General features: G+C 43.1%; 2 protein-coding genes and 1 pseudogene. 1 reads left to right on the top strand and 2 read right to left on the bottom strand.

From position 1 onward, the window contains the following. Positions 1-87: pseudogene (locus tag FHS18_RS34810) on the bottom strand (winged helix-turn-helix transcriptional regulator); the annotation flags it as partial. Between the two features lie 105 nt (positions 88-192). Here FHS18_RS34810 and FHS18_RS34000 point away from each other — a divergent pair. Beyond that, positions 193-576 (top strand): RidA family protein, encoded by a 384-nt coding sequence (locus tag FHS18_RS34000; protein ID WP_183604815.1) that lies wholly within the window; start codon positions 193-195, stop codon positions 574-576. Positions 577-672: 96 nt separating this feature from the next. Here the strand turns inward: FHS18_RS34000 and FHS18_RS33995 are convergent. Further along, positions 673-1365, bottom strand: a 693-nt coding sequence (locus FHS18_RS33995; protein WP_183604814.1) for an SDR family oxidoreductase, incomplete at its 5' end; no start/stop codon positions are given.

The following is a 1365-nucleotide window of genomic DNA, read 5'->3' as shown; positions in this document are numbered from 1 at the left end:
CCATTTGCCACCGATAACTGACAATGTATAACCAAAAGGCGTATCCTGAATATTATTAACTTTGCCTTTATACTCAGCCATACCCATAGTTCCACTATCCTTTCTGATAGTACCTATCAATAAAGTGCGTACTATATTTTTATTTTCGCTCATCTTATACTAGCCTTACTTTGAAGTAAAGGAGCGAAAAATATGATTAATGTTAAAACTTTCAATCACGATCTCTGGGATCACGGCATCACCCAGGGCTATAGCGTCAATGGCACCATTTACATTTCGGGACAGTTTTCCCACGATTCAGAAGGAGCGTTTGTTGGTCGGGGAGATATCGAGGCACAGACCCGCCAGACACTAGAAAATCTCGATCGCGTGCTGACGGGATTTGGTGTCACGAAGTCGAACCTCGCTTATGTAGAGGTCTATCTGACAAATGCGCAAGAGCATTTCGAGCCATGCATTCGTCTGTTCAAGGATTACATCGGACAACATAGGCCGGCCGGCAGCTGCATCGGCGTGAACTACCTCGCAGCTCCCGAGCAACTGATCGAAATCAGTGCCATCGCTCACACGAACTAATACTACTTTGATAAGACAACGGCAGCCGAGCTTCAGGTCGGCTGCCGTCGCGCTTTGTGGCGCTATCGTTTCCCAATTAGCTTAGTACATTTTGAATCACTTTCCTAAATAGCCACCTTCAGAACGGATTATCTGCCCGGTAATCCATTGAGCGGAATCACTTGATAATAAACCTATTCCTTTTGCAGCATCCTCGGGCAATCCAATTCTGCCCATTGGAAACATATTGATGAAATATTGTCTCATTTCATCATTCATCCAACCTGAATCTGTTGGTCCGGGATTAAAACCATTAACGGTTATTTTTAGAGGTGCCAATGCAACCGAAAGGGGTTCTACTAATCCCACTAATGCGGACTTTGTACTAATGTATGCCAAGTTATTCGGATCAGGTCCTCCTGAAACCATGAAAATAACCCTGCCAGTTTCGTCATCAGACAAGTTATCTGCAAAGCGTTTTGCGAATTCTGTTGTCAGCAGGACTGTACCTCTAACGTTGACAGAGTAATGTTTGTCTAAAATAGCACTATCCAAATCCCTGTAATTTGTAGAACGCTCATATGTCGCATTATTAATCAGAATAGTGGCTCTTCCCAGTTCTCTCTCTACTTGGTCCATTATGGAATTGGGCGTTTCAATTTTTGATAAATTTGCCTCCATATGTTTTGCTCTAACCCCTAAGTTTAATAACTCCAGACGCAATTTTTCAGGCCAACCCTGGTCAAGTCCATTCCCCTCTAATGCATCAAAAGGACTCCAATGAGTAAAAAAGATATCTGCTCCAAGATT

It is taken from the genome of Paenibacillus phyllosphaerae, from assembly GCF_014192105.1.
GTDB lineage: Bacteria > Bacillota > Bacilli > Paenibacillales > Paenibacillaceae > Paenibacillus_Z > Paenibacillus_Z phyllosphaerae.
Note: the sequence above shows the minus strand (reverse complement) of the source record. Positions and strands in the feature narration are given on the sequence as shown.